Origin of the sequence: Synechococcus sp. W60.3, from assembly GCF_047502615.1 — a bacterium.
Taxonomy (GTDB): domain Bacteria; phylum Cyanobacteriota; class Cyanobacteriia; order Thermostichales; family Thermostichaceae; genus Thermostichus.
The window spans coordinates 15,434-39,645 of sequence record NZ_JANSHJ010000016.1; the positions used below are offsets into that span (position 1 = coordinate 15,434).

The window sequence follows — 24,212 nt, forward strand, 5'->3', positions numbered from 1 at the left end:
TGGATCCCGTCGGCGCCGGGGATCCGCAAAACATGCCAAAATGCTGGTATCTTAGCCCACCTGAAGCCGAGAGCTGTTCTCCCCAGGAGCCCTAGACTGTGGACGCGCGCTACAATCCTCCGGCCATCGAAAGCAAGTGGCAGGCCCACTGGCGTGAACTCGGGTTGGATCGCACGCCGGAGCTGACGGCGGAAAGCCGCAAGTTTTATGCCCTGTCGATGTTCCCCTACCCCAGTGGCAGCCTGCACATGGGGCATGTGCGCAATTACACCATCACGGATGTGATTGCCCGCCACAAGCGGATGCAGGGGTACGCGGTGCTGCACCCCATGGGGTGGGACGCTTTTGGCTTGCCGGCAGAGAACGCCGCCATCGATCGGGGGATCCCGCCGGCCAAGTGGACTTACCAGAACATTGCCCAAATGCGGGATCAACTGCAGCGGCTGGGGCTTTCCTACGACTGGGAGCGGGAGATCACCACTTGCGCCCCCGACTACTACAAGTGGACGCAGTGGCTCTTCCTGCAGTTTTTCAAAGCGGGCCTGGCCTACCAGAAGGAGGCGCCGGTGAACTGGGATCCGGTGGACCAGACCGTCTTGGCCAACGAGCAGGTAGATGCGGAAGGGCGCTCCTGGAGATCGGGAGCTCTGGTGGAAAAGCGCCTCCTCAAGCAGTGGTTTCTCAAGATCACGGCCTATGCCGACCAACTGCTGGCTGACCTGGAGAAGCTCTCCGGCTGGCCGGAGCGGGTGCTCACCATGCAGGAGAACTGGATTGGCCAGTCGGTAGGGGCTAGAGTTCTCTTCAAAACCGAAACAGGGGAAGAGCTGCCGGTGTTTACCACCCGGCCTGATACCCTCTGGGGAGCCACCTTCATGGTGCTGGCGCCGGAGCATCCTTTGGTGGAGAAGCTCACCACCCCCAAGCAGCAGGCTGCCGTCACAGCCTACCGGGCCGAGGCCGCTGCCCGCAGCGAGATCGAGCGCAGCGCTGAGGATCGGGAAAAGACGGGCGTCTGGACGGGATCCTACGCCATCAACCCCGTCAACCAAGAGCGCATCCCCATTTGGATTGCCGACTACGTGTTGATGGGCTATGGCACAGGAGCCATCATGGCCGTGCCGGCCCACGACCAGCGGGACTTTGAGTTTGCCCGCAAGTTTGGCCTGCCCATCAAGCTGGTGGTGCAGCCGCCTCAGGGTGGGGTGGAGACTGCTGAAGATCTGCAGGCGGCCTGGACAGGGGAGGGGGTGTTGATAAACTCCGGCCCCTTGAACGGAATCCCGGTGGGCAAAGGCCCGGGGCAAAGTGTAGAAAGGGCCATCGCCTGGCTAGAAGAGCAGGGGCTGGGAGAACGGCAGGTCAACTACCGCCTGCGGGATTGGCTCATCTCGCGACAGCGCTACTGGGGCTGCCCCATCCCGGTCATCCACTGCCCCCATTGCGGCATTGTGCCGGTGCCGGAAGAAGATCTGCCAGTGCTCTTGCCAGAAGATGTAGAGCTGACGGGGCGAGGCGGATCCCCATTAGCCCAACTGGAGGAGTGGGTGAAGGTGAAATGCCCCACCTGTGGTGCGGAGGCCCGCCGGGAAACGGACACCATGGACACCTTCATCTGCTCGTCCTGGTATTTCCTGCGCTTTAGCGATCCCCGCAACGACCGCGAGATCTTCCGCAAGGATCTGGTCAACGCCTGGCTGCCGGTGGATCAGTACGTGGGTGGCATCGAGCACGCTATCTTGCACCTGCTCTACGCCCGCTTTTTCACCAAAGTGCTGCGGGATCTGGGGTTGCTGAATTTCGATGAGCCCTTCTCCCGCCTGCTCACCCAGGGGATGGTGCAGGCGCGCACTTACTACAACCCCAACAAGTCCGGCAAGGATCGCTGGATCCCTACTGCATTGGTCAAGGATCCCAACGACCCGCGGGATCCGGAAACCGGCGAGCCCCTGCAGGTTATCTACGCAACTATGTCCAAGTCCAAGGGCAACGGCGTGGATCCGGAAGAGGTGCTGGCCAACTACGGGGCAGACACAGCCCGCATGTTCATCCTCTTCAAGGCGCCGCCGGAAAAGGACTTGGAGTGGGACGATGCCGATGTGGAAGGGCAGTTTCGCTTTCTCAACCGCGTCTGGCGGCAGGTGTACGAGTTTGTTGTTCGCGGTAGCGGGACGGAGTCCTTGCAGGGCAAAGCCGCCGAGCTGCTGCAGGCCAAGGTTGAAGCAGGATCCCTGACCAAAGCGGAAAGGGATCTGCGCCGCGCCGTGCACACGGCCATCAAAGAAGTCAGCGAGGACTTGGAGGAGTACCAGTTCAACACTGCCATTGCTGGGCTGATGAAGCTGAGCAACGCCCTGGCTGAAGCCGAGATCCCGGACTCGCCAGTCTATGCGGAAGGGATCCGCACCTTGGTCTTGCTCCTAGCCCCCTTTGCCCCCCACATGGCTGAGGAGCTGTGGCAGGCCCTGGGCGGCACCGACTCAGTGCATCGCCAGGCTTGGCCTACCTATGACCCGGCGGCCCTAGTGGCCGATACGGTAACGATTGTGGTGCAGGTCAACGGCAAGCTGCGCGGCTCCTTTGAAGCCCCTGCCGATGTCACGCCCCAGGAGCAGGAGCGGCTGGCTCTGCAATCGGAGGCGGCGCAGAGGTATCTGCAAGGGATGACGCCGAAGAGGGTCATTGTGGTGCCGAAGAAGCTGGTTAACCTGGTTGTCTAACTCTCATAAACTACCCCACTGTATGGACGGGTGGGGTTGCCCCGCTTACCTGACGGCAAGGCTTTTGTCTCTTCCTCTGCCCCAGTTGCCTCATGGATCCCGTGTGGGGCTCTCAGCTCCTGTAGCCAGCAAAGAATCGTCGCGTGGAGTTGGTCGATCTGGCCGGCGGCAGGATCCCCTGGGGGGAGTTTCCGAGTGGTGGCGCAGGACGGGCATTGCCGAAAGTCTGGACACTGCGGCTGTGGCGAACTAGCTTAGAGGCAACTCTTTTTTCAAGCTATTTCGTGGGGTGGGATCCATGCTGAGGCCCAGTCTTTTGTTGTCCGGATCGGCGCTTTTGGGTTTGCTGTCTTGGCTGTGTTTGAGCGGCGAATGCGGCTGGTTGGCTTCCCTGCGCAAGGGACGGGGCGCTGTCCCTGAAGTTGCCTCGGCGCCAGCGCAGAGTGTTCAAGTGACGGCATTTGCCGATGAACCCGATCCTGAGCTCCTGCTCAGGCAACAAGCCCAACTGCAAGCCCAAGTACGGCAGCTTGAGCAGCACTCTCAGGCGCATCAGTTGCTGGCGCAGCGGGGGATCCCTCTTTCCACCCAGGCTGGCGAGCGTTTTCACTTGGATCGCGTCTATCTGGCGCGGCTAGCTCAGTTTCTGGAACAAGAGCCGGGGAACGCGCAGCTCTATCTGCAGCGGGCTCAATACTTCTGGGATCGGTTGCAGAGCGATCCCCTGGCCTTGCCCGAGCCGGAGCAGGCGGCTGTCGTTGATCACCTGATGCGCAGAGCGCTACAGGATCTGGACATTGCCATTGCTTTGGATCCCTATTTGCCTGAAGCTTACTTGCTCAAGGCCAGAATACAACACGAGTATTTTGGGGAGCTGCAGCAGGCTTTGGCAACTTTGTCCCCTCTGGATCGCATTGCCTATCGCAACCCCCAACTCCACTTGTTGCGCTCTCGCATCTGGGCCGAACAGGGACATCTGGAATCGGCGTTTGATGTGTCGCACCTGGCCATCGAGCTGGCCAAGCAAAACCAAAGCTCTGCCGATCTTTTCGATGCTTATGTCCATCGCGGCCTGATGTGGGCCAGCATTTGCGACTTCAACTTGGCCGTTCAGGATTTCAGCCGAGCTATCGAGGTGCAGCCGCAGCAAGCCGAGGGCTACTACCACCGCGGCATGGCACGCGCCTATCAGGGAGAGGATAGGGCCGGTGCCGCTGCCGATCTGGGCCGTGCTTTGACGCTGTGGCAGGCTGCAGGCAGAGGATCCCCAGAGCTGCTGGAATATGTAGAAGCAGTACGGATGGAACTGTTGCGGTAACTCCACTGCTAGCTGGTTTTCTGCTGCGGATCTTTGTCTGGGCTATTGAGTAGAGAGGTTGCGGGTTTGGCGTCTTTGGGCAAGGGGCGTTTGGCAAGTTCGGCTAAGAGGATGGTAGAGCCGTCTGTTACCCCGGGGGACTGAAACGCCCCCCTTGAAGAGAGCCCAGCCAGATGATGAGCCGAAGACAGCTGACCCTCTCCGTCTCCTCCATAGCCCTGGTAGTGGCCACAGGGATGCTGCTGCTGTTGCTGTGGCAACTGCGCAACCTGGTGGTAACTGTGATGATCGCGGTGGTGGTGGCGGCGGCGCTGGCTCCCCTGGTGGATCTGGCGGAGCGGATGCGGATCCCCCGTTGGCTGGGGGTGGTGGTGGTTTATCTGAGTTTCATTGCCGGGATTGCCGGCTTGGCTCTGCTCATGGGTCCGACGGTGGTGACCCAGACCCAGCGGCTGCTGGCAAGGTTGCCCTCTTACCTGGAGCGGCTCCAACTGTTAGCAGACACCTGGATTGCCGATCTGGCAGGGGTGGATCCGACGGCGCTGGACTACTTGAACCAGTTGCTAGATCCGCAGTCGCTGATGAACTGGGCAGTTCGCTCAGGACAACAGTTGCTGGTGCAGTCCTTCGATTTCACCCGCGGTCTGCTGGGCGGCCTGTTGACCGTAGTGCTGACCCTCTTCATTTCCGGTTATATGCTGGTGAGCGGCTCTGACCTAGTGCAGGGCCTGGTGGAGCTGTTCCCCTACCCCTGGAATGAGCGGTTGGCCCAGCAGGTGCAACCGATGGCGCAACGTATGGGGGGCTACATCCAGGGGCGGGTCTTGGTCTCGGCCATTTTGGGGGTGATGATTGCCGTCTCGCTCCGCTTTTTGGGCCTGTCGGAGTTTGCGCTGGCGCTGGGGGTAATCGCCGGGTTTACCAATCTGATTCCCTTTATCGGCCCAGTCTTGGGATCCCTGCCGGCTTTGGTGGTGGCCATCGTCCAAGGGGGCTGGACTTTTTTGTGGGTGCTGATCCTGTACGTTGCCGTGCAAAACCTGGAAACCTATGTGTTGGATCCCTTGTTGGTGGGATCCTCGGTGCGGGTGAAGCCCTTGTATCAATTGCTGGCGGTGCTGGGGGGCACTCAGTTGTTGGGCATTGTTGGGGCGGTGATCGCGCCCCCCTGGGTAGCCGGTATGGCGGTGCTGCTGGAGAACCTTTATCTCAAGCCCAAGCAGGAGGCAGAGCTGCGCGCCAAGCTGTGCGCTCAGGCCGCCGAAGCCTCCGGTTCTCTGGCTTGGCGAGGGATCGGTAGCAACCTGGAGGGATCCTTGCCCTCTCCTGCCACTGGGGAAGCCGACTCCCTGACGCGGCCAGGCGGTTCTGAGGAATTGCCGCGGGTGGAAGATCGCGTGGCCGGACGCAGTCCTTGATGAGGCGACTTTGCTTAGTCAGACAGCGGGGCGGGATCCCGGCATCAGCTTTCTCCGGGCGCAGTCTTGGCTGGGTTGAGAGGAGCTGGCTGATCTTGCCGATCTGGCCCAGAGAAATCCAAAGGGTTGAAGCGGTTCATGGCCGTCTTCAATCCTTCTTGCAAGCAACACTCCACCGCTGCCACTGCCGCCCTTAGAACCCGGTCCAGCACTGCCTGCTCAGCGGGTTCAAAGCTCCCCAAAACATGCCCAACCCTGTCTTGGTGGCCTTTGGGCTTGCCCACGCCCAGGCGCAAGCGGGGGAAGGCTTCGCTGCCCAAGTGCTCAATGACAGACTTCATGCCGTTATGTCCGCCGGCGGAGCCAGATCCCCGCAGCCGCAGGCGACCCAGGGGCAAGTCCATATCGTCGTACACCACCAGAACCGAGGCAGGATCCAACTTGTACCAATCCAACACCGCCCGCACCGCCTCGCCAGAGCGATTCATGTAGGTCTCCGGCTTGAGCAGGCGCCGCTTGCCCCCCAGGGCAAAACCTTCTCCGTAGCTGCCTTGGAACCGCTTTTCCAGAGCTAATGGGATCCCCCAGCGCTCTGCCAACTGATCCACCACCATAAAGCCGCAGTTGTGCCGGGTGTTGGCATACTGCGGGCCAGGATTGCCTAGGCCAACGATGAGCTGGAGGGCAACCTCATCTGGCTGCTGGGTCTTGACCTGGGTCACAGCGTCTCTTGCCTCCCTAGGTAAAGTAGAGTAGCAGAGTTCCTTTGGATAGGCGGCCCTAGCCTCATCGGAGCAGCGGCAGGATCCCTGCTAGAGCTCTGACATCGCTCCATTGGGAACGCTTCTGAGAACACTCGTAACCCGGTGGAGGACAGGTTATGTCCCATGGGCCTGCTGCCTTCGATCTCTGTCTTGGCGAAGCTGAATTCGAGGCCGTTGCTGCCTTGCGCTTGAGTCAGCGGCTGATCCAAGTGGGGATCGCCCTTTCTTCGGAAACGGATTTAAGGCGCCTGCTGGAACTGATTGTTGCCCAAGCCCGCGAGCTGACGGGTTGCGATGGCGCCAGCCTGTTCATCCGCGAAGGGGAGGAGTTGCGCTTTTTTGTAGTCAAGCGCAACGAGGAACTGCAGGATCTGCACCTGCCCCTTACTCCTTCTAGCATTGTGGGCTATGTGGTGCTCACCGGGGAGAGCTTGAATCTGCCGGACGTTTATCAACTGCCCCCCGACCTGCCCTACGCTTTTAACCCCCAGGTGGATCGGCAGACCGGATATCGCACCCGCTCCCTGCTCACTGTGCCGCTGCGGGATCCCTCAGGAAACATCCTCGGTGCCCTGCAACTGTTGAACCGCCTCAGGCCGGATCGCCCTGCTGACCTGGCGCCCGACCAGGTGGCTGACTGGAGCCAGCCGTTTTCTGAGCTGGAAGTCCAAGTGGCCGAAGCCCTGGCTTCCCAGGCGGCGGTTGCCTATCAAAATGTGCGCTTGCGGGAAGAGCTGAAAGCTGCTCACCTGGAAACGATTTTCTGTCTGGCCCAGGCTGCCGAATACCGGGATCAAGACACCGCCTTTCACCTCAAGCGGATGAGCCATTATTCCCGCATTCTCGCCAAAGAGTTGGGCCTCTCCAGCCATGAACAGGAGCTGATTTTCTACGCCAGCCCCCTGCACGATGTGGGCAAAATCGGGATCCCGGATGCCATCTTGCAAAAGCCAGGCCCCCTCACCCCCGAAGAGCGCCTGATTATGAACCGCCACCCCGAGATTGGCTACGAGATCCTCAGCCAATCCAACTCGGAGCTGATGAAAAAAAGCGCCATCATTGCCCTCACCCACCACGAGAAGTTCGATGGCAGCGGCTACCCGCGGGGCCTTAAGGGAGAAGAGATCCCGCTGGAAGGGCGGATCGTGGCTTTGGCCGATGTCTTCGACGCTTTGGCCAGCCGCCGCCCCTACAAAGAAGCTTGGAACCTAGACGAGATCTTTGGCTTTGTGGAGAGCCAAAGCGGTAGCCACTTCGATCCCCACGTAGTGGCCGCTTTTACCCGTGGCCGCGGCGAAATTCTAGAGATCTACCACCGCTACCAAGAGCCTCGCTGAGCTCAGAGCCGGCCAAATCGCGGATTTGGAGTATCCCCTCTTGCCGGGATCCCCACTCGGCAACGGGAAAAACCCGCCTTTGTCTTTTTTTTCAACCGATCCCCAGCCTGCGACCGTAGCCAGGGAACGAGATCCCAAGGCAAACTAAATGCAGTCGGCAGTAGTCTCCTGGCAAGCCGACCAGAGCCACTTTTGTGTGTTTCCCAATACATAGCACATCTACTGGCTACCTGTCTCGACCCAAGCTGCGCCGAGGATCCCTGTGATGGCTACCCTGACCAATCCGCCCACTCCCACCCTCTCGATCCACACCAAGCTGCGCGATCTGGCCCTGGTGGACTTTCAGGTGAGCGAGTCCACCCCTTGCGAGAACGTGGTGCGCCGCCTAGAGGATGACAGCAGCCTTTCGGGGGTGATCGTGTTGGATGAGCGGTCACAAGTGCAGGGGATGCTGACCCGGCGCGCCATTTTGGAGTGGATGCTGAGCAAGCCCTACGGCCTAGACGTGTTTTTGAAGCGGCCCATCAGCTCGATGGTGGAGTTCCATGGCCGGGGTTTTCTCCTTCTGTCCGGCGACTGCGATGTGTTGCAAGCGGCCAGCCAGGCCTTCCAGCGGCCCCAAGAAACCATCTACGACCCGGTGGTGGTGCAAATTGGCCCGCAAGACTACCGCCTTTTGGATGTGCCGGTGCTGTTGGTGGCCCAGTCCCAGGTATACTTGGCCACGCAGCAGAGGCTGCGGGAACAGCAGGAGGAGATGAAACGGCTCTTGGCCGAGCTGGAGCAGGAAAAAAACCGCAGCCTTCAGTATGCCCGCGATCTGGAGCGGCAAAAAGCCGAGATCCTCAGCCAAAACCTGGCTTTGGATCGGGAGCGGCGCCAAGCCCAGCAGCGCTCGGAAGAGCTGGCCCGCCTCAACGCCCGCATCATCGAGATCAGCTCGGTGCTCTCGGAAAAGGGCAAATCCACCTTTGCCGCCACCTTTGCCGGGGTAGAGGCGGTGCGCCGCCTATTTCAGGACATTGCCGACAGCAACCGGGAGCTCTCCCGCGAGCTCAAAGAAATCAACACCATCGTTGACTTGATCGTAGAGGTGGCAGGCTATATTCGCCTGCTCTCCTTTAATGCGGCTGTGGAGGCCAACCGCAGGGGTGGGGGCGGCGGTTTTGGTGCCATTGCCCAGGAGATCCGCAAATTGGCGGGGCGCACCACCGAAGCCAGCAACCGCATCCGCGGCTTGGCAGAGCGCATCCAACGCCAAAGCCAATCCACCCTGCAATCGGCTCAGGCCAGCGCCGAGATGGTGCAATCCCTTTACCAGCAGGCGCAGTCGGCCCAGGCAGCCCTGGAGGAATTGCAAGCGCTGTTGGAGCAGGCCCAGGTTTAGCCCTTTTGGGGAGTGGTTTTGCCCTCGCGGATCTCATAGGTATAGAATTGCCCTGCCACGGCCAAGGTTTCAAAGTGGTAGGTGGGCAGGGAGATCCCCAGCGGGCCAAAGTTAAGCAACGACAAATCGGTGCTGTAGAGGCTGAAGAGGATGAAGTTTTGCCGGCGGGTCTGGCGCAGAAACAGCTCCACCAGCTCTGGTTGCAGCTGTTGCACAAGGGCGTGACATTCCTCAATGAGGGTGGGCAAAAAAGCTGGGATCTGGGCGCAGTATTCCCGTGTAGCATAGGCAGCCAATTGGTCTCCTGCGTAGGCTCCGTACTCTTCCGGGGTGGGATTGGTGATGGCCAAAGCAGCCACCCCCCCAGCCAGAACCAGTCCGGAAAGCAAGGAAAAGACCCTCAGCATAGCGGCCTCCGAAACAAGATTTTCCATTCTGCTACGGGCTTGAGGTGCTCCGACAGGGATCCTTCGGCAAAAGCCATCGCCCAAGGCCGCTCTGTCGCGTCCTAGAGCCGGCGCGGGATCACCCAATTGGCCAGGAATGCGGTTCACAGTGTTGCAGCAAACCTGCAAAAGAGCTGGATCCCTTGGTTGAATTGCCAGCCTACAGGCTAGGATGAGAGCCGAAGCGCAGCTTGATGCTCTCTCTTGATGCTCTCTATGGAACTGGCCGATCTGAGACGCACCCTAGAATCGCTCACCTCGCGCCTGAGCAGTGCTCAGGACTATCTTTGACCTGCCCCACCTGGAGCAGCAGATCGCCATTTTGGAGCAGGAAGCAGCGCAGCCGCAGTTTTGGAACGATGCCGAGGCGGCCCGCCGCCACCTGCAACAGCTCAACAGCCTCAAGGCCTCCTGGGATCAAATCCACCGCTGGAAGGATCGCCTAGAGGATGCTGCCAGCGCCTTGGAGCTGCTGCAAGAAGACCCGGACCCGGAGCTGTTGGCCGAAGTGTCCGGATCCCTGGCGGCGGTGGAGCGGGAGCTCGGCCAATGGGAGCTGCGGCAACTGCTTTCGGGCCCCTACGACAAAAACGGCGCCATCCTCACCATCACCGCTGGCGCGGGGGGAACCGATGCCCAAGACTGGGCGGAGATGCTCCTGAAGATGTACACCCGCTGGGCGGAAAACCAGGGCTACAAGGTCACGCTTTCGGAATACTCGCAAGGGGCAGAGGCCGGCATCAAGTCGGCCACCCTGCTGATTGAAGGCCCCTATGCCTACGGGTATCTTTCCGCCGAGAAGGGCAACCACCGCATGGAGCGCATCAGCCCCTTTAACGCCAACGGCAAGCGCCAGACCAGCTTTGCCGGCGTTGAGGTCATGCCTATCCTGGAGGAGGACAATGAGTTCGAGCTGAGGATGGAGGATCTGGAGTTCGAGACTTCTCGTTCCGGCGGGGCAGGGGGCCAAAACGTCAACAAGGTGGAAACGGCGGTGCGGGTTATCCACAAGCCCACCGGCATTGCCGTGCGCTGCACCGAAGAGCGCTCCCAACTGCAAAACAAGGAGCGGGCCATCCAGATCCTGAAGGCGAAGCTGATCGAGCTTGAGGAAGAAAAGCGCCGGCAAAAGCTGGCCGAGATCCGGGGTGAGATGGTGACCCAGGGCTTTGGGGGTCGGATTCGCACCTACACTTTCGATCCCTACAAGTTGATCAAAGACCACCGCACCAACGCCGAAACCTACAATGTCGAGGCGTTTATGAATGGCGAACCGGAGGAGCTGATGCACTTTATCCAGGCCTACCTGCGGCAGGAACGGGCCAAGCAAGCCGCCGCCGTCTAGGGCTGGCTGTGGCGCTCCCACACCGCCTGCATCAGGGCTGCCCGCTCCTGGGCTGAGAGCGTGATCAGGGTGAGGGGATCCCCTTCCTGGAAAAACTCCCCCACCCCCCATCCCAAGGCTCTGGGATGGGCTGTTTTTGCCTGCAGGGATCCCGCCCAAACTAGGCCATGCCAAGCGCCGATGGGCGTTTCCAGGGCGGAGGAGAAGGCCAAATCTAGGCTAGGGTGTTGCCTGAGGTAGTCCCTAAGGGCAAGGCAGGAGCCAACCAAGGAGGGCTTGACCACCAGGATCCCTTTCCAGCCGGCTTGGTGGACAGCTTGCAACTGCTCCAGCCCAACCACGGACTCATCCAAGGCAATGGGAGTCTGAAACTCCCAGCTCAGCCGGCTTAGATCGGCGTGCTGCGCTGGTGGCAAGGGCTGCTCGAAAAACTCAATCTTGCCTGGCCACTCTTGGTTGATCCGGTCACAGAGGGCCAGCCAGCGCCGCGCCCCTTCCAGACTCAGCCCCCCATTGGCATCCAGGCGCAAGCAGGATCCTGCGGGCAACTGCTCCAGCCAGCTTTCAAGCTTTTTCACCTCCTGCTCGAGAGGCTCCACCCCCACCTTGACCTTGTAGGCGGGGTAGGAACCTGAGGGTGGGGTTTTCCCAAAAAGCCCACACCAGGAAAGCCCGGAGAGATCCCTTGCCAGCCAGCCGGGATCCCGACAGGCCAGCCAGGCGCATTCCAGCCCAAAGCGCGTGGCGGGCAAGGTTGCCGGGATCTTCTCGATCTCTGCTTCCGACAGCTCAGGGGGTAACTGCTGACAAAATGCCAGCGCTTCCTCTACGGTCTCGCTGCCCAACCAGGGGATGGGGGCAATCTCCCCATAGCCCTGACCTCCCGTCTCCGCGTCCGTCAGCCGAACCAGGATCCCTTCGCGGATAGACCACAGGCCGTAGCGCGTGCGCAAGGGCTGGCGGAAAGGCCGCCGGTATCGGCAAAACGCAAAGCGCATGTTCAACACCTGGGGATCCCCGCTGCTAGTTTCCCCCCAAGGAAGGGGGAGCCGCTTACTTGGCCAACCTACACCCTATCTAGGGATCCCCCGGAAGGGGGAACTTGAGGACGCGTGGCTAAAGCAAGCCCGGGAGTTCTTAAACTCCCTGGGCGTTTCCAATTTCTAGGGATCCCCCCGAAGGGGGAACTTGCTCATAGTGGACTTTTCCTGGAATCCCATAGAAGATGGTTTCCAATTTCTAGGGATCCCCCCGAAGGGGGAACTCTACCCCTATTAAACCCAAGCAGGGCAAGGAATGCAAGGCCTATTTGCGAGGGGGTCGGTCGAAGGTGGCAAAAAAGGGCCCCGAAGAGGGGGGGTGAGAGGCCTGAAAGCCTTGTGGCGCAAGGCATCGAGCGGGTCAACGAAAGAATCAGCCTTTGCGGGTTTTGGCGAGGCGCTCGCAGAGGCGTTGATACCATTTTTGTGTTGCCTCGCAAACATAGCTAGCCTGAGGATTCACGCAAGGGTTTGCTGGCTGCCCAGGCAACTGGGGCGGAGCGAGTGGCGGGGCAGACAGGCCGACAACTGTTCTAGAGAGGGTACTGCATCAGCCAAAAGCCGGCGAAGGACTGGGCCCGGAAATCGCTCTGGATGGCAAGGAAATGGATCCCTTGGGCTTGGCGTTGTCGCTGGGCAAAGCCTTCTGCCTCCGCCCGCAGCTTTTCATCTTTTTTTAATTGCGCAAACAGATAGCAATCGTTGAGGCCAGCCTCGAACAGCAGCCGTCCCTCGGCAACATGCAAATAAGCAGGCTCCATACCGCTCAGCCAAGCTGCTATGGGCAAAGCCCGCCGCGAGGCAATCACCAAGCCGGGAATGATCGTGTCCGGCGCCCAGGCCTCCCAGTTCACCGGGAACAGCTCGCCGAATTCCATTGGCCAGGTCTCGGCTTCCCGCAGATCCCTGGCCCGCAGCGTCACGAACGCCCAGCGCTCCCCCTGCAACTTATCCGGCAGGGGGATGGGATCCGGCGGCTCCGGCTCTACAGGGGGCTCAGGGCTGTAGGTGAACTGGGTTTCTTGGGGGTAAACCTGCTCTGCCCGCTCTCGCATCCAGGCCTTGAGGGCATAGACCCGACGGCTGGGCAGCATGGGGATCCCGGCGGCGTTGCAGGCCCGCTGCAAGATGGAGCTCATGCGGGCTCGGAAGACGCGAATGGCTGCAGGCGGCTGGGGGGCTGCCTCCAGATAGCCGCGCAACTGTTGGGCTACCCAGCTGCTATTGACCTCTTGGTTGCTGCAGTACTTGGCCTGGCGCAACTGGCCGCTGGCATCGCAGACCAGCAGCTCCCAAACCCGCCGCCCCTGCCCATCCCGCAGTGGGACGGCGTTGAAATCCATCTGCCAAATGGGGCCGCGCCCAGGGCTAGAGTGTAGGGGTTGAGTGGCCAAGGTGTTCCTCCCGTTTGCTACGCACTGCTGGGAGAGCGATCCGGAAGCTGTTGGCCTGAGGGATGGAAAGCAGTATCCCCGACCAAAGCCCATTCCCGCTCTCCAAAAATGGCGGCAGGGTAGCGGTAGTACTTAAACTCCAGCAGGTTGTAGAAGGGATCCTGCAAAAAGAAGGTGCCGTGCTCCAGGGGGGTGCCGACAAAGCGCCAGCGTGGCTCCTGATAGAAAAGCAATCCCCGCGTGCGGGCCCGCTCGGCCAGCGCCTGCCAATCTGCCTGGGCAGGGAAGATCAGGCCAAAGTGGCGGGGGTAGATGCCCCGCTGGGGCGTCAGCTTTTCCTGGGTGAGGTGGGCCACCAGTTGATGGCCATACAGGTTCAAGATGACGGCGGCAGGGGTTTCTCGACCGACCTCGCAGCCCAAGCCCTCGCCGTAGTAGGCCTTGGCCAAGGCAAGATCGGCAACCGGAAAGGCCAGATGAAAGCAGATGGGTTCCATGGGCTCTCCTGCAAATCGGGATCCCCGCTCTTTATCAAGGTAGGCGATTTTAGAACGGCTGCTGCCAGGTGGAATGCCGACTGTACGCCTTTGCGCAGGAAGCCCAACCGCTCGGATGCTATAACACTAGCTAGCGTGTAATCTGCTTGCGCCAGCAGTGCGGAGCACTCTCGCGTCAGCGAGACGGAGTCCTTTGGCCGAGTCTGCAGCAAGAGAACTCGGTGTGTTGAGAGGTTTGTAAGAAGGGGCAAGCTTGGTCATGACCAGCATCTGGGTTGAACAGCGCCGCCGCGAGGAAGAGGCGCGCGACTTTTTTTGGATGGTGGCGCTGTCCTTGCTGCTGCACGTGCTGGCGCTGCTGGCCTTGCTCTACTGGAGTCGATTTTGGCCACTTCGCCAGCAAGAACAAGAGGCCATTGAGTTTATCCTGCTAGAGCCAGAAGATCTCAAGCCGCCGGAAGAAGCAGAGCTGGTTTCGGAAGTGGATTCCCGCGATGGGGGCGAGCGGGCGGAAGCCCCCCCTTCTCAGGGCAGTCCACCCCAATCCCAGGCTGCTCCTCGCCAGGAGGCTCCCCCACCTCCTCCGCCGCAACCCCAGCCGCCTGCCCCTGTTCCACCCCCTGCTCCGGCGGAAGTTGCTCTGGCCACTCCTCGATCTACCCCACCCCCTACGCCAACTGCGCCTCCGGCTCCTCCTCGGCCCACTGCAACGCCGACTGCAGCGCCGCCTCCGCCCACCCCAGCTCCCCGACCCACTCCCACCCAGACTCCGCCACCGGTGGCGGCTGCTCCCCCTGCTCCGCCGGCTCCCACCCGCCCCCCCACTGCCGAGCCTCTACCCGTGCAGCCCAGGGAGCGGGACTCGGATCCCAGCCAATTGCAGCCTGTTGCGCCTGCTCCCCAACCGCCGACGGAGGTTCTCCCTGCCGAGCGGCCCTCCGATGCTTCCCAGTTGGGGCCGCCCCTCAGCGCTTCCGCTCCCAGTGATGGGGCCGGGATCCAGGGCAGAGGAGCCAGCGGCTTGGCCAACCCCACCCAATCGGCTCCCAACCCCCCCAGCGTGGCGGCGCGGGCCAATGTGGACTGGGGCCCTTGGCTGGCAGCTCTGCAACGCAAAGTGGAGCAGAATTGGATCCCTGGCCAGACCGGCACCTCCCGCCGCACAGTGGTGATCTTTACAGTGGGCCGGGGGGGCGAGCTGCAGAGCATTCGCCTGGCCCGCACTTCCGGCAGCCAACAAACCGACGACGCAGCGCTGACAGCAATTCAGCGGGCGGCGCCCTTTTTGCCCCTGCCTGAGGCCTATGAAGGCAACTCGGTGACGATCAACTTCACCTTCGACATCAACGTCTTGGGCCAGTTGACGGTGGGGGGATCCGCCAACTAGGTGGGGGATCCGCTTCTGGCAAGTTTAGGCAGAGGCGGCAGCTGTTCTTTCGGGGGCGGCACCCTGCTCCTGCAGGGATCCCATCTGGATCAGCTCGATTTTGTAGCCATCGGGATCCTCGACAAAGGCGATCACGGTGCTGCCGTGTTTCATGGGCCCGGGCTCGCGCACCACTTTGCCGCCGCGGGCTTTGATAGCCTCACAGGTGCTGTAGATATCCTCGACGCCGATGGCGATGTGGCCGTAGCCGTTGCCCAGCTCGTAGTGGTCGGTACCCCAGTTGTAGGTTAGCTCGAGCACCGCCGTTTCCGATTCGTCGCCATAGCCCACGTAGGCCAGCGTGAACTCCCCGCTGGGGTAGTCTTTTTTGCGGAGCAAGTGCATCCCCAGAACGTCACAGTAGAACTGCAAGGAGCGCTCTAGGTTGCCAACGCGGATCATGGTGTGGAGAAGACGCATGGGACGAGCTCCAAGAAATGGGCGACGTTGCGTTTATTCTAGTCCTTGACTCCTAGAGATCCGTGGATGAGCTCAACTCCCCTGCAACGCACCCCCCTGTTTCCCCTGCACCAAGCCTTGGGGGCGCGGTTTGTCTCCTTTGCCGGCTGGGAAATGCCGCTGCAGTATCAGGGGGTGGTGGCCGAGCATCGGGCGGTGCGGGAGCGGGCAGGCGTCTTCGACATCTCCCACATGGGCAAGTTCGACCTCTGGGGGCCGGAGCTGGGATCCCACCTCAGCCGTCTGGTGCCCAGCGATCTGGGCGCTGTGGCGGTGGGATCCGCTCGCTACACGGTTTTGCTAAACCCCCTAGGGGGCATTGTGGACGATGTCATCTTCTACCGGCACCCACCAGAAGGCGAGCTGGAGCACTGGAGCCTGATCGTCAACGCGGCCACCCGCCAAAAGGACTGGGAGTGGCTCCATCAGCAGGGGATCCCCGGCCTGGAACTTCAAGATCACACCGAGTCTCAGGTGTTGCTGGCGGTGCAGGGGCCGGCAGCCGAAGAGGTTTTGCAGCCTTTTTTGGCGGGATCCCTGAGGGCTTTGCGCCGGTTTCAACACGGGCAGTTTGCGACTCGAAAAGAGAGATCCTCAGGGGCAGGGGTCTTTGTGGCCCGCACCGGCTACACCGGAGAGGATGGCTTTGAGCTCCTGCTCGGCCCTGCCGACGGGCTTTGGCTCTGGGAGCAACTGGTGCAGGCGGGGGTACAGCCTTGTGGACTGGGCTGCCGCGATACGCTGCGCCTGGAGGCCGCTTTCTGTCTCTACGGGCAAGACATAGATGAGAGCACCACCCCCCTGGAAGCCGACCTGGGCTGGTTGGTCAGCAATCCAGGGGACTACATCGGCAAGCCTGCCCTCGAAAGCCAACGCCAGCAAGGGATCCCGCGCCGTCTGGTGGGGTTTCGGCTGTTGGAGCGAGCCATTCCCCGCCGCGGCTATGCCATCTACGCTCCCAACTCCCCTGAGCCGATCGGCCGGGTAACCAGCGGCACCCATTCTCCCACTTTGGGCTATGGCATCGGCCTGGGATATGTGGATTCAACTTGGGCTAAGGTGGGATCCCGGCTAGAGATTGAGATTCGGGGCCAGCGCCGTCCTGCTGAAGTGGTGAAGAAGCCGTTCTACAGAGGGCAGGCTCCAGTTAGCTTGGGGAGTTGAGCTGTCTGCCGGCCTTGGGGGTGGAGTATTCCTGCTGTAGCCGCCGCAATTTCCGCAGGGCCCGCCGCTCAATTTGCCGGACTCGCTCCCGCGAAAGACCGATGTGCTCCCCAATCTCCCGCAACGTCAGGCCCTTCGACCCATCCAGCCCATAGCGGGCCACAATTACCTGCTGCTCGCGTTCGCTCAGTTGGCTCACCAGGGCGCGCACTTCCTCGCAATGGGCAACCCGATTCAGATGTTCGATGGGATCGTTGTCCTCGTCAGGGATAAAGTGCTGCAGCTCGGTGCCGTCCTCGTCGCCTACCCCTACATTAAGGGATCGGATCTCGGCCATGTGGCGGGTGATCAGTTCGCGGTAGTTGTCGCCAATATCCAGCGAATCGAAAACTTCCTCTGCGGCAGGCCGGGATCCCTTCTCAGCGGACAGCTCGCGGTAGCGCCGCTTCACCTGGGAGACCTTCTCGTACATGTGGGCGGGCAGCCGGATCAGGCGCCCTTTGTTTTGGATGCCGCGGTTCACGCTCTGCCGGATCCACCAGGTGGCGTAGGTGGAGAACTTGTACCCCCGCGTGGGATCAAATTTTTCCACGGCGCGGGTGAGGCCAATGGTGCCCTCTTGAATCAGATCCAGGAACGGCAAGCCGCGGTTGCGGTAGCGCTTGGCAATCGACACCACCAGGCGCAGGTTGCATTCCACCATGCGCTTTTTGGCCGCTTCCCCCTGCCGCAGGATCTGCTGCAGCTCCTCTAAAGGGATCCCCAGCCGTCGGCTCCAATCCTCCAGCGACTCGTGCTGCCGCCGCTGCTCCAGAAGGGCCATCATCCGCTGCACTTGGTGGGCCAGATGCAGTTCTTCCTCAGCGGTGAGCAACGAGTAGCGCCCAATGATTTTTAAAAAACGCCCCACTGCGTCTTGCAGCTCAAGATTCTCCGCCATATCAAACCCCACACCATAAGTTGATGCCCTGTCAGAATCTTCGCTTCTGCTGTCGCATCAAGCTTGCTTCCCACAGTACGAAGCCGACCTTGCTGCAAACAGCACTTTATTCATACCAGTAGAAAAGCCTTTCCGTAAAGGTTTTGGCAACCTAAAATCCAGACTTTCAGCGGCTATTTGATTCACTAAATTTATTGAGTCTTGTCCTTGAGCTACCGCCAGCGGTTCCTCAGTTCCGGCCTCTGTCAGCTCGCCGATTTACGGGTAGATGTTACTAAAATAAGGCGATTCCGTTACTCAAAACTTAAATCAATAGGACAGAAAAAAGCAAGCAAGATCGGTCATGCTCTCTCAATCGTTAACCAGATTGTACTGAGATAAGAAACATGTTTTTTGATACACTCTACATCGCTACAGATGCCTATTTTGTCTGTAGAAATCTATCGGAGAGGCTGGCCCGGCAAGGTACAGCCTTTTAATTTAAAATAGGGTACAGGTATTCAAGAGGAAGGAGAGAAAGGAATGCCGACTCATTCTTTGGATTTGCGGCAAAGAGTTGTAGCAGCCTACCAGGCAGGTAACACCTCCATCCGCCAGGTAGCTAAACGCTTCATGGTGACCAAAAGAACAGTACACCGCTGGGTGCGACAGTACCAACAAACTCAAGATTTAGCCCCTAAGAAAGCAGGCACCAAGCGAGTGGGCATTTTGGAACAACATCGGCAGGAAGTGATGGCAATTATTACAGAACACCCAGACTTCTACCTGTGGCAGTATCAAGAACTGTTGCGCGAGCGCTTAGGAATCAATGTAAGCATCGTCACAATACATAATTTCTTGAAAAAGCAAGGAATGACTCTAAAAAAAAGACCTACCGCAGTGCAAAAGTCAAAGAAGAGGAGGTGCAAAGGGAACGACTAGCTTATAGTCAAGAAGTCAGGAATATTCCAGCAGAGGATTTGATTGCCCTCGACCAGACAGGGGTCTGGGAGGGAATGGAGCGGGGAGTATCTCGGAGTTTACGTGGTCAACGGGCTTATCATTACCGTCAAAGATACAAGGGGGAAAAGTATACGGTTATTGGAGCTATTTCCTTGAGAGGTGTAGTTGGCTGTCGTGTCATCAAGGGTGGGATGAAGAAAGAGGACTTTTTGGAGTTTTTGAGAAGCGAGTTATGTCCGAAGCTAGATGCGAGGAAGGTTGTGATTATGGACAATTTGAATATCCACAAGAGTCGGGAAGTTGAGGAATTGATTAGGGGGACAGGAGCACGAATCCTATACCTGCCTGTGTATGCGCCGGAGTTGAATCCCATTGAGATGATGTGGTCGGTGTTGAAGCATTTTATTCGGCAGCTTTGCAGAATTGGGAAATATAGCATGGAGCAGATAGTGAAGACTTCTTTACTACTGATCAATCCATCCTCCTTCCGAAGTTGGTTTGCTAAGTGCTGCTATTGTACCCCTTGAGCCCTTAACAGGCTGTATCAAACAGCCTGCTAATCCATTTCTGAAACCTTTTGAGGCTGATTTCAGAGAGAGTTGTCAATGAGCCTCAACCCCAAACCAGCCAAGGCAGATCCCAAGGAAAAGCCATCGTCTTGGCTGCCCCAAGTTTAGAGTAAATCAAGATAAATTTTGGATCTCAGACACTACCCATAGAGTCAAGTCTTCGAGCCGCCATCGTACTACAGGTTATCCGTCGAGTAGGGGCTATGGAGCCCAGGCGGGAAAAGCCGCAACCCCTGCTGTCGCACTCGCCGCTCCTGGAAGGGGATGGGGGTGACGCGCGGCAAAGGTGTAGCCACAGGCTGGGGAGTTGAAGTGGGGACAGGCTGCGGAGAGGGCTCTGGGCTGGGTTCAGGTTCAGGAGTGAGCCCTACGGGCGGTGGCGCGGGAACAGCCGGGATCCCTTCTGCGGTGGGACGGGAACGGTCCAGCTGAAAGCGAGGCTGGCGAGGCGGCGCGGGAGTGGGTGTCGGGGTGGGCGTCGGCGTCGGGGTGGGCGTCGGCGTCGGGGTGGGCGTCGGCGTCGGGGTGGGCGTCGGCGTCGGGGTGGGCGTCGGCGTCGGGGTGGGCGTCGGCGTCGGGGTGGGCGTCGGCGTCGGGGTGGGCGTCGGCGTCGGGGTGGGTGTCAGCGTCGGGGTGGGTGTTGGGGTCGGCGTGGGCTGAGGCTGCACAATGGCCAGGGCCTCTTCCGCTTTCAGCTCGCCGCGGATCAGCTTGGAGAGCGTGTCTTGGCCCCCGGGGGTGTAGGTGATCTCGCGGGCAGCGCTGTTGAACACATTGCGGATGGGATCCCCTTTGCTGTCCACCAGCTCCACCACCATCACGTTGCGACCGGGCCTCAAGCCCTTCAAGTAAAAAGACTCCCAGCGATCCAGCAGGCCGGACTGGCCGTTGAGGGTGTAGCGGATGCGCCAATCCCGCGGCAGGTCGGTCAGCAAACTTTCGCGCACCGGGGCGTTGGCCAGCCAAAAATCCACCAAGATCGGCTCGGCACCGTAGCTGCCGCTGGGCTGGTTGTAGGTGAGCAGGGGCAACTGCGGTTGCGGCACATATTCCGGTGTGGAGGCGAGCACGTGGAAGCTGACCTGGGCGTAGGCCTCGGAGTTTTTAAAGCTCTCGTGCCAGGGCTTGCCGGCAAACACCCGCAGAGTATGGGATCCCGGCTCCAAATCTTCGAAAACGAGGGGAGCATCGGCGTCGTAATGGGCGATGTAGGGCCGGTTGTCCAGCACCACGTGCAGATGGGGGCCAAGGCCCAGTTGCGGATCTTTAAAGAGCGGGTACCCCTGCACCGCAAAGCGAACGGTTACTTGCCGCTCCGACAACACCTCTCCGGGTTGGGGGCTGAGGATCTGTACTCGCGGACGGCAGTGCTCCAAGTAGGCATCCAGCTTGGCGATCTCCGGCGGCACCGGTACCCGCTCGAGCTGAGGTAGCTGTTCCTGGGGCTGTTCAAGCGGGGATCCAGCGCAAGCGACCAGCACAAGAGCCGCCACCAGAGCCATCCACCATCCCCATCTCCAGGTTCTGGCCTTTCCCGCGTGTCTTTGCATGAGCCTCACATCCCAACACTTTCGGTATCCTGCCGAGCTGCAGATAAGCCATCCCCACATTACCAGCATGTGTCCTTTGGGGAAGATCCCCTCCCCCGCCCTAGAATGGGATCAGCGGTCTGGCCCAAGCCAGGTCAGGAGAACTTCTGAGGTCAGGTATGGCTGTGTTGGCGATAACGGCCCTTGCAGGCCTGGATCTAGCTCAGTGGCAGGCTTTGCTCAACAACGTGGCCTTTGCCGTTTGCTTAGGGGCCATGCTGTTTTATTGGGGCGGGGCAGCGTTTCCCCAGGTGCAGCTTCTGTCGGAGCTGGGCTTGGCGGGGATGATCGGGGCGAACTTGACGATCGCCGCCCTGCTGACGGCCCGCTGGATCGATGCCGGCTATTTCCCCTTGAGTAACTTGTACGAGTCTTTGTTTTTCTTGGCCTGGGGGATCACCGCCTTGCATCTGCTGGCTCTCCACTGGACTCGTAGCCGTTGGGTGGGGGTGACGACCGCCCCGCTGGCGACGGGCGTTGTGGCCTTTGCCGCCCTGGCCCTGCCGGCAGATATGCAGGAGGCCCAGCCACTGGTGCCGGCTTTGCAATCCAACTGGCTGATGATGCATGTAACGGTGATGCTTCTGGCCTATGCAGCCCTCTTGGTGGGATCCCTTTTGGCCATCGCTTTTCTCATCGTCACCCGCGGCCAGGAAGTTCAGTTAAAGGGCAACTCCCTCGGCCTGCAATTTGGACCCTCCCAGCCTGCAACCCACCCCGAATGGACAGAAGCCACCCTGCCATCGCCCGCTGCAGAACTGGTCTACGCCGGGATCCGCTCCCCCCGACCGGCTGAACCCCCTCCCCAACCGGCACCCGAAGGGATCCCGCTGCAACGGCTGAGCCTGGCGGAAATCTTAGACAACACCAGCTACCGGCTAATCGGGCTGGGGTTCCCGCTGCTGACCATCGGCATCATTGCCGGCGCCGTCTGGGCCAACGAAGCCTGGGGCACCTACTGGAGCTGGGATCCCAAAGAAACCTGGGCCTTGATCACCTGGTTGGTCTTTGCCGCCTATTTGCACGCCCGCATCACCAAAGGCTGGCAGGGCAAGCGCCCCGCTCTCTTGGCCAGCTTGGGCTTTGGGGTGGTTTGGGTGTGTTATCTGGGGGTGAACTTTCTGGGCAAAGGCTTACACAGCTATGGCTGGTTCTTCTAAGATCTCTTGGGCCAACAAATCAACCCCCGTTTGTGGGTATTCTGGTGCTGGCAAGCCGTCGTGGATCCCTCTGAGGAGAAAAGCATGCGACTGTTCAACTACCTGATCCTGTTCTCGGCCCTCCTGGGAATCGCTCTTTTCGCCATGCAAAACGCCAGCCCGGTCACGATTACCTTTGCCCCCGGCGTCAGCGTTGAAAGCCCGCTGGCGATCGAACTGTTGGCCTCTGCCGGGATCGGGGCCGCCCTTGCCTGGCTCTATAGCCTCTGGATGCGTCTCCAATTCAGCATCGAAGCCCGCGAGAAAAATCGGCAGTTGCAAGAAAAGGAAGTCACCATTAGCGAGCTGAAGGAAATGGTGGTGGAGCTGGAAGCCAAAGTCAAGCAACTGCCCCCCAGCAAGCGTGCCGAGCCCCAGGAAGACATTCAGGACGTTAAGGAAGTCACCACAGAGGGATCCCCTGCCTAGAACTGTTCCGAACGGATCCCGTCGATCTCCAAGCAGTTGGGGTAAAATTGAAATTCTGCTTGCCTCTTCCACTAGCCCATCACTTCCTATGCAGGTCACACAAGAAAAACGTCCTGGCAGCCGGGTTGGCCTCAAGATCGTGGTAGAAGCCGACCAGGTTAAGCGCTCCTACGAAAAAACCTTGCGCCAACTGGAGCGGAATATCCAGATCCCCGGATTTCGCAAGGGCAAAGCTCCCCGCAACCTGGTGATACGCCAGGTGGGCCGCGAGCGCGTCATGGCCAGTGCCGTCGATGACCTGATCAACGAGGCCATCCAACAGGCGCTCAAGGACACCCAACTGCATCCCATCAGCCGCTTCGAGCTGGACGACAAGGTGGAGCAGCTTCTGGATCGCTTCAACCCGGAGGCCGACTTCAGCTTCTCGGGGTATGTGGAGGTGTACCCCGAAGCCCGTGTCGGCCAATACAAGGGCCTGACCGTCACGGCCACCCGCGTCACCGTCAAGCCCGAACAGATCGACCAGCTCATCGACCGGTGGCGGGATCAGCGGGCCACCCTCTTGCCGGTGGAGGATCGGCCCGCCCAGTTGGGGGATGTGGTGGTGATCGATTTTCAAGCCCGCGATGCCGAGGGCAATCCTCTGGAGGAAATCGCCGCCCAGGACTTTCAGTTGGAGCTCAAAGAGGAGAACTTCATCCCTGGTTTTGTGGCGGGCGTGGTCGGCATGCAGCTCGACCAAACCAAGGAGATCACAGCTACTTTCCCTGACGATTACTTCAGAAAAGAGTTGGCCGGGAAAACGGTTACGTTCACCGTCTGCCTCAAAGAGATCAAGACCAAAGAGCTGCCGGAGCTGGATGACGCCTTTGTGCAGGAGATCAGCGAGTTTCAGACGGTGGCCGAACTGCGGGAACACCTGCAAAAGCGCCTCGAGCAAGATGCCCTGCGGCAATCTGAGGAGAACCTGGAGACGGCCATCCTCAATGCCATCTTGGAAACCACCGAGGTGGATCTGCCGGAGACCCTAGTCGAGCAAGAAACGACACAACTGCTGGCCCGAAGCCTTCAGTCGCTGCAGCAGCAGCAAGGGGTCACGCCGGGAGAGATCCGCAAGTTCTTGTCCCAACTGCCGCCGGAAACTCTCAACCAGTTGATGGAGCGCCACCGGCCCGAGGCCATCAACCGGCTGCGGCGCACCTTGGCTCTGAGCGCTATCGTCCGGCAGGAGCAGATTGCTGTAGGCCCCAACGAATTGGAAGTCGAGGTGGAAGAGGTGATGGCGGCCTATGCGCAGCAAGGGCAGAAGCTGGATCGGGAGCGAGTCCGCCAAGCAGTCCACGAAGATCTGCTCGCCAACAAGGTGATGGCCTGGCTGAAGTCCCAAACCACGGTCAACTGGGTCGATAGCGAAGGCAACCCCACCGAACCGCCCACCCTCTCGCCCCGCTCTGAGGGTGAAGACCGGCAGGAGAGGTCTGAGTCGGCTAGGGCAGGGGTGCCGGAGACGGAGTTTGAGGCCGAGAAGCCAGAGGGATCCGCGATCCCCGAGGCAGTTGAGCCTCCTGTCGATGCGAAAGCTGAGGGGGAGGTTGCAACAGAGCCGCAGGCAGCTCTCCCTTCTGTAGAAGCAGAGGCGTCTGGGATCCCTGAGGCGGTTGAGCCTTCTGCAGAGGCGGCCACAGACCCTGCTGGCTTGCAACTGGAACAGGCCGTCGCGGAGACACCCAAAGCGGGCAAAAAGAGCAAAAAGGACAAGTAGAGGGTCCTGGTTGCCTCCCTAGACTTGCCGGTTCTCACACCTTGGCCGCCGGGGTCGGAAAAAGCCG

At 60.2% G+C, this 24,212-nt stretch carries 20 protein-coding genes; 12 read left to right on the forward strand and 8 right to left on the reverse strand.

Annotated features, from left to right (window positions below):
• Nucleotides 1-98: 98 nt before the first annotated feature.
• The 3 genes from leuS to NW846_RS07265 all read left to right on the forward strand — a co-directional run bounded on the left by leuS (nucleotide 99) and on the right by NW846_RS07265 (nucleotide 5,456).
• Complete coding sequence (gene leuS / locus NW846_RS07255) at nucleotides 99-2,720, forward strand: leucine--tRNA ligase (protein WP_414346341.1); 2,622 nt, start codon at nucleotides 99-101, stop codon at nucleotides 2,718-2,720.
• Between the two features lie 298 nt (nucleotides 2,721-3,018).
• Nucleotides 3,019-4,038, forward strand: coding sequence for a hypothetical protein (locus tag NW846_RS07260; RefSeq protein ID WP_414346343.1), 1,020 nt, complete (start codon nucleotides 3,019-3,021; stop codon nucleotides 4,036-4,038).
• A gap of 173 nt (nucleotides 4,039-4,211) precedes the next feature.
• The gene (locus NW846_RS07265; RefSeq protein ID WP_414346346.1) at nucleotides 4,212-5,456 is read left to right on the forward strand and encodes an AI-2E family transporter; all 1,245 of its coding nucleotides are present in this window, start codon (nucleotides 4,212-4,214) and stop codon (nucleotides 5,454-5,456) included.
• 44 nt (nucleotides 5,457-5,500) lie between these two features.
• On the opposite strand, the gene pth is transcribed toward NW846_RS07265, so the two are convergent.
• Entirely contained in the window at nucleotides 5,501-6,178 is a 678-nt protein-coding gene (pth, locus tag NW846_RS07270; protein ID WP_414346349.1) for an aminoacyl-tRNA hydrolase, read from the reverse strand.
• Nucleotides 6,179-6,336: 158 nt separating this feature from the next.
• Between pth and NW846_RS07275 the strand changes: the two genes are divergently transcribed.
• The gene (locus NW846_RS07275; RefSeq protein ID WP_414346352.1) at nucleotides 6,337-7,557 is read left to right on the forward strand and encodes an HD domain-containing phosphohydrolase; all 1,221 of its coding nucleotides are present in this window, start codon (nucleotides 6,337-6,339) and stop codon (nucleotides 7,555-7,557) included.
• 265 nt (nucleotides 7,558-7,822) lie between these two features.
• Nucleotides 7,823-8,944, forward strand: coding sequence for a methyl-accepting chemotaxis protein (locus tag NW846_RS07280; RefSeq protein ID WP_099812180.1), 1,122 nt, complete (start codon nucleotides 7,823-7,825; stop codon nucleotides 8,942-8,944).
• Here NW846_RS07280 and NW846_RS07285 read toward each other — a convergent pair.
• The gene (locus NW846_RS07285; protein ID WP_240527379.1) at nucleotides 8,941-9,351 is read right to left on the reverse strand and encodes a DUF4359 domain-containing protein; all 411 of its coding nucleotides are present in this window, start codon (nucleotides 9,349-9,351) and stop codon (nucleotides 8,941-8,943) included. The two genes, NW846_RS07280 and NW846_RS07285, sit on opposite strands and share 4 nt — an antisense overlap.
• 255 nt (nucleotides 9,352-9,606) lie before the next feature.
• Between NW846_RS07285 and prfB the strand changes: the two genes are divergently transcribed.
• A protein-coding gene (prfB, locus tag NW846_RS07290; RefSeq protein ID WP_143596961.1) for a peptide chain release factor 2 occupies nucleotides 9,607-10,735 on the forward strand; the annotation gives its coding sequence in 2 pieces (ribosomal slippage) (nucleotides 9,607-9,678 and nucleotides 9,680-10,735; 1,128 coding nt in all).
• Here prfB and NW846_RS07295 read toward each other — a convergent pair.
• The 3 genes from NW846_RS07295 to NW846_RS07305 all read right to left on the reverse strand — a co-directional run bounded on the left by NW846_RS07295 (nucleotide 10,732) and on the right by NW846_RS07305 (nucleotide 13,666).
• The gene (locus NW846_RS07295; RefSeq protein ID WP_011430112.1) at nucleotides 10,732-11,733 is read right to left on the reverse strand and encodes an o-succinylbenzoate synthase; all 1,002 of its coding nucleotides are present in this window, start codon (nucleotides 11,731-11,733) and stop codon (nucleotides 10,732-10,734) included. The genes prfB and NW846_RS07295 overlap by 4 nt on opposite strands.
• A 575-nt stretch (nucleotides 11,734-12,308) precedes the next feature.
• Nucleotides 12,309-13,169, reverse strand: coding sequence for a Tab2 family RNA-binding protein (locus NW846_RS07300; RefSeq protein WP_414346355.1), 861 nt, complete (start codon nucleotides 13,167-13,169; stop codon nucleotides 12,309-12,311).
• Between the two features lie 17 nt (nucleotides 13,170-13,186).
• Entirely contained in the window at nucleotides 13,187-13,666 is a 480-nt protein-coding gene (locus NW846_RS07305; RefSeq protein WP_011430110.1) for a VOC family protein, read from the reverse strand.
• Nucleotides 13,667-13,925: 259 nt separating this feature from the next.
• On the opposite strand from NW846_RS07305, the gene NW846_RS07310 reads away from it, so the two are divergent.
• On the forward strand, nucleotides 13,926-15,053 hold the full coding sequence (locus NW846_RS07310) for an energy transducer TonB (RefSeq protein ID WP_414346358.1): 1,128 nt from the start codon (nucleotides 13,926-13,928) through the stop codon (nucleotides 15,051-15,053).
• A gap of 24 nt (nucleotides 15,054-15,077) precedes the next feature.
• Here NW846_RS07310 and gloA read toward each other — a convergent pair whose 3' ends face one another.
• Complete coding sequence (gloA, locus tag NW846_RS07315; RefSeq protein WP_011430108.1) at nucleotides 15,078-15,512, reverse strand: lactoylglutathione lyase; 435 nt, start codon at nucleotides 15,510-15,512, stop codon at nucleotides 15,078-15,080.
• Nucleotides 15,513-15,578: 66 nt separating this feature from the next.
• Here gloA and gcvT point away from each other — a divergent pair, with 66 nt between their 5' ends.
• Nucleotides 15,579-16,715 carry a glycine cleavage system aminomethyltransferase GcvT gene (gene gcvT / locus NW846_RS07320; protein ID WP_011430107.1) on the forward strand — a complete coding sequence of 379 codons (1,137 nt, stop codon included), beginning with the start codon at nucleotides 15,579-15,581 and terminating at the stop codon, nucleotides 16,713-16,715.
• Here gcvT and NW846_RS07325 read toward each other — a convergent pair.
• On the reverse strand, nucleotides 16,699-17,655 hold the full coding sequence (locus NW846_RS07325; protein ID WP_011430106.1) for a sigma-70 family RNA polymerase sigma factor: 957 nt from the start codon (nucleotides 17,653-17,655) through the stop codon (nucleotides 16,699-16,701). The genes gcvT and NW846_RS07325 overlap by 17 nt on opposite strands.
• Nucleotides 17,656-18,177: 522 nt before the next feature.
• On the opposite strand from NW846_RS07325, the gene NW846_RS07330 reads away from it, so the two are divergent.
• A protein-coding gene (locus NW846_RS07330) for an IS630-like element ISSoc15 family transposase (protein WP_414515396.1) occupies nucleotides 18,178-19,124 on the forward strand; the annotation gives its coding sequence in 2 pieces (ribosomal slippage) (nucleotides 18,178-18,514 and nucleotides 18,514-19,124; 948 coding nt in all).
• Nucleotides 19,125-19,342: 218 nt separating this feature from the next.
• Here NW846_RS07330 and NW846_RS07335 read toward each other — a convergent pair.
• The gene (locus tag NW846_RS07335) at nucleotides 19,343-20,668 is read right to left on the reverse strand and encodes a hypothetical protein (protein WP_414515653.1); all 1,326 of its coding nucleotides are present in this window, start codon (nucleotides 20,666-20,668) and stop codon (nucleotides 19,343-19,345) included.
• A 239-nt stretch (nucleotides 20,669-20,907) separates the two neighbouring features.
• Between NW846_RS07335 and ccsB the strand changes: the two genes are divergently transcribed.
• From ccsB to tig, 3 genes are all read left to right on the forward strand, one after another.
• Nucleotides 20,908-21,915, forward strand: coding sequence for a c-type cytochrome biogenesis protein CcsB (ccsB, locus tag NW846_RS07340; protein ID WP_041438997.1), 1,008 nt, complete (start codon nucleotides 20,908-20,910; stop codon nucleotides 21,913-21,915).
• Nucleotides 21,916-21,999: 84 nt separating this feature from the next.
• A complete protein-coding gene (locus NW846_RS07345) occupies nucleotides 22,000-22,383 on the forward strand; it encodes a lipopolysaccharide assembly LapA domain-containing protein (protein WP_011430103.1) in 384 nt (127 codons plus the stop codon).
• 88 nt (nucleotides 22,384-22,471) lie between these two features.
• On the forward strand, nucleotides 22,472-24,145 hold the full coding sequence (gene tig / locus NW846_RS07350; RefSeq protein ID WP_011430102.1) for a trigger factor: 1,674 nt from the start codon (nucleotides 22,472-22,474) through the stop codon (nucleotides 24,143-24,145).
• Nucleotides 24,146-24,212: the final 67 nt, after the last annotated feature.

Excerpts from the sequence above, each read along its gene's own strand:
- NW846_RS07260 (WP_414346343.1), top strand. The coding sequence starts at position 3,019 with ATGCTGAGGCCCAGTCTTTTGTTGTCCGGATCGGCGCTTTTGGGTTTG.
- NW846_RS07265 (WP_414346346.1), top strand. The coding sequence starts at position 4,212 with ATGATGAGCCGAAGACAGCTGACCCTCTCCGTCTCCTCCATAGCCCTG.
- NW846_RS07275 (WP_414346352.1), top strand. The coding sequence starts at position 6,337 with ATGTCCCATGGGCCTGCTGCCTTCGATCTCTGTCTTGGCGAAGCTGAA.
- NW846_RS07280 (WP_099812180.1), top strand. The coding sequence starts at position 7,823 with ATGGCTACCCTGACCAATCCGCCCACTCCCACCCTCTCGATCCACACC.
- NW846_RS07285 (WP_240527379.1), bottom strand. The coding sequence starts at position 9,351 with ATGCTGAGGGTCTTTTCCTTGCTTTCCGGACTGGTTCTGGCTGGGGGG.
- NW846_RS07295 (WP_011430112.1), bottom strand. The coding sequence starts at position 11,733 with ATGCGCTTTGCGTTTTGCCGATACCGGCGGCCTTTCCGCCAGCCCTTG.
- NW846_RS07305 (WP_011430110.1), bottom strand. The coding sequence starts at position 13,666 with ATGGAACCCATCTGCTTTCATCTGGCCTTTCCGGTTGCCGATCTTGCC.
- NW846_RS07310 (WP_414346358.1), top strand. The coding sequence starts at position 13,926 with ATGACCAGCATCTGGGTTGAACAGCGCCGCCGCGAGGAAGAGGCGCGC.
- gloA (WP_011430108.1), bottom strand. The coding sequence starts at position 15,512 with ATGCGTCTTCTCCACACCATGATCCGCGTTGGCAACCTAGAGCGCTCC.
- gcvT (WP_011430107.1), top strand. The coding sequence starts at position 15,579 with ATGAGCTCAACTCCCCTGCAACGCACCCCCCTGTTTCCCCTGCACCAA.
- NW846_RS07325 (WP_011430106.1), bottom strand. The coding sequence starts at position 17,655 with ATGGCGGAGAATCTTGAGCTGCAAGACGCAGTGGGGCGTTTTTTAAAA.
- NW846_RS07335 (WP_414515653.1), bottom strand. The coding sequence starts at position 20,668 with ATGGCTCTGGTGGCGGCTCTTGTGCTGGTCGCTTGCGCTGGATCCCCG.
- NW846_RS07345 (WP_011430103.1), top strand. The coding sequence starts at position 22,000 with ATGCGACTGTTCAACTACCTGATCCTGTTCTCGGCCCTCCTGGGAATC.
- tig (WP_011430102.1), top strand. The coding sequence starts at position 22,472 with ATGCAGGTCACACAAGAAAAACGTCCTGGCAGCCGGGTTGGCCTCAAG.